The 2447-nt window shown below is 56.4% G+C and carries 3 protein-coding genes; 1 reads left to right on the top strand and 2 read right to left on the bottom strand.

Annotated features, from left to right (window positions below; all coding sequences use genetic code 11):
- Window positions 1-148: 148 nt before the first annotated feature.
- Window positions 149-463: a hypothetical protein gene (locus tag FXV83_RS37035; RefSeq protein WP_148744619.1), complete on the bottom strand. Its 315-nt coding sequence runs from the start codon at window positions 461-463 to the stop codon at window positions 149-151.
- A gap of 1 nt (window position 464) precedes the next feature.
- Window positions 465-857 carry an adenylate/guanylate cyclase domain-containing protein gene (locus FXV83_RS37030; RefSeq protein WP_148744617.1) on the bottom strand — a complete coding sequence of 131 codons (393 nt, stop codon included), beginning with the start codon at window positions 855-857 and terminating at the stop codon, window positions 465-467.
- A 564-nt stretch (window positions 858-1421) separates the two neighbouring features.
- Between FXV83_RS37030 and FXV83_RS37025 the strand changes: the two genes are divergently transcribed.
- Window positions 1422-2402 (top strand): ABC transporter substrate-binding protein, encoded by a 981-nt coding sequence (locus FXV83_RS37025; RefSeq protein WP_187436424.1) that lies wholly within the window; start codon window positions 1422-1424, stop codon window positions 2400-2402.
- Window positions 2403-2447 lie beyond the last annotated feature (45 nt).

Here is a 2447-nt window from a genome sequence, read left to right as displayed (position 1 = left end):
CCAATAGGCCCCATACAAGGTTTTCGGATGCCGGCCCTGAGCACGTGGTCATGAATGTGGGGTGCGCGAGGTCGAAGTCGCCGGCTGAATAGTCGAGAAGCAGCTGGAGCGACCAACCGGCGGGTTTGGCTATGCGCGGGCTCGTCATTCAAGGCGCCCGGCGAACGATCTTCTGCAAGGCATGGAATACGAGAAACAATGCAAGGGCGAGAAAGGCAACACTCGGCCAGAAGTAGAGAGCGTGCGATTCATAGTAGCGGCCGGGCAGATACGGGAATTCGCCTTGCAGCAGAAAGGTGCCGAGCATGGCGATTGGAAACGTGTAGATAGCAATCCAGATATTGGCAAGGCCATCGGGATTCGATCTCAGAAAATCCAGCCAGATCACTATCGCTCCCGCGACATAGACGGCGGGCGCGACGAATTTCATGACCGTCAGCAGTCTTGACGAGAACATCCTCATGTTATCGCCCGACGGAGTTGAGCGGCCGGCCACCACCGCCGTGCCGCGCTGCACCTGAGATGCAAATTCCGCCCGGTTCAGCCACCCCTTCGAGTCGCGCAGCTACATTCACTCCATCGCCGAGCAGGTTGTCGCCATCCGCCATCACGTCGCCGACGTTGATGCCAATCCGAAAGTCCAACCGGCGGTCCTGAGGAAGATCGGCATCGTGGCGGTCAAGCGAACGCTGGATTGCCACGGCCGCGCGTACCGCCTGGACTGCGCTACTGAACTCCGCAATTACGCTATCTCCGGCGGTCCCAAAAATCCTGCCCGCATGTTCGGATATAAGATCTGACATCGTGCGACGATAGGCGTCTAAAGTCCGCAGGGTCGCTTCTTCATCCGTCGACATCAAGCGGCTATAGCTGGCAACGTCCGCTGCAAAATTGCAGCCAAACGTCGCGTGATAGATGGGTCATTCATGGTCAATACGCCCAATATCTTGGCTGCCAGTCTAGCACGTGTAGACGTAAATCGCATCCTTCTGCGGCCTAAATCTTCTGCGTGAGTACGATGACCTTGGGTCGTGCCGTGCAGCCGTAACTCGCCAGTGCCGATCAACGAACCCGAATAAAGTTGATCTGCGATCAGGCTGGTACTGACATGCCCAGCGTCTTGCGAAGTAAGTTCTTGGCGCTTAAACACCAACAAATCTATTTCCGAAATGGTGATCTCGTTTGCGAAACGTCTGAGTTTGGTGCGTGGCTGACCTTAGCTCAGAGCACCGCTAGGTCTGGTTCCTGAAGGTGACCCGAACAGGGGCGTGCAAGCCGCCCAGCGCAGCTTTTGACCCAGAGCGGCCCTCACGGTTGACCACCTCTCTCTCGCTGCGACCTTGTTTCGCGGGTCACGGATGGGGACAAGCGTGTATCGTGGCCTTTGCACAGGCGTAACGCACCTTCAGGAGGAGCGTCGCATGATCGATAGACGAGGCCTCGTTGCAAGCGGGATTATTATCACTGTGCTTGCGCCGCGATCGGTTAAGGCGCAGAGACCAGGAAAAGTATTGCAAGTGGTTTTCTTTTCGGTTGCGGCTGGTCCGAACCCTCTTGCTGATTCCTTCAGGCGAGGATTGAAGGAGTTAGGTTATAGTGAGGGGCGGGACATCTCGATCCGGTACCGTTGGATGGCTGGTCATGAGAGCCAATATGACGATGTAGCGCGGGAGTTGGTCCAGAGTGAGCCGGACGTGATTGTCACGGCTGGCCATCCGCCAGCTGTTGCTATCAAGAAGGCTACAGCACAGATACCAATCGTCGCGCTTGCCGTCGTTAATCCCGTGGGAGGTGGCCTAGCTGCTAGCATCTCTCATCCCGGCGGCAACTTGACTGGATTTTCTTTGGAGGTCACGCCGGAAACAAACGCCAAAATGCTCGAGCTTCTGCACGAAGCAGCCCCTAAACTCACTCGAATTGGCGCACTTTGGAATTCTGCGAATCCTGGCAGCCGTTTCTACCTTGATGCGGTGAAGCAGGCAGCACAATCGCAAAAGCTTACTCTCAACGCGTACGATGTGCGCCGAGCCGAGGACATCGACACTGCGTTCCGTTCACTTCGCGGAAACGTCGAGGGGCTCATTGTTTTTCCAGAGGGGCTCCTATGGACGTATCGGCGTAATATCGTTGATGCTGCGCGGGAGGCACAACTAGCGACGATTTTTGGTTATCGCGATGCGACCGAAATGGGAGCACTGATGAGCTACGGCCCCGATCTCGTCGATCTCTTCAGGAGAGGCGCGGCATACGTCGACAAGATCATCAAAGGCGTCAAGCCTGCCGAGCTTCCTATTCAACAGCCGGCAAAGTTCGAGTTGGTGATTAATGTCAAGACGGCCACTGCCTTGAACATCGGGATACCGCCAACGTTGCTCGCCCGCGCGGATCAGGTGATTGAATAAACGTATTAGTCGTCCCGGCGCACTAGGTCCGGCCGCGCGTTGCAA

Source organism: Bradyrhizobium hipponense (assembly GCF_008123965.1).
Classification (GTDB): domain Bacteria; phylum Pseudomonadota; class Alphaproteobacteria; order Rhizobiales; family Xanthobacteraceae; genus Bradyrhizobium; species Bradyrhizobium hipponense.
Note: the sequence above shows the minus strand (reverse complement) of the source record. Positions and strands in the feature narration are given on the sequence as shown.

Coding starts and splice junctions, on each gene's coding strand:
- FXV83_RS37035 (WP_148744619.1), bottom strand. CDS start 463: ATGAGGATGTTCTCGTCAAGACTGCTGACGGTCATGAAATTCGTCGCG.
- FXV83_RS37030 (WP_148744617.1), bottom strand. CDS start 857: ATGTCGACGGATGAAGAAGCGACCCTGCGGACTTTAGACGCCTATCGT.
- FXV83_RS37025 (WP_187436424.1), top strand. CDS start 1,422: ATGATCGATAGACGAGGCCTCGTTGCAAGCGGGATTATTATCACTGTG.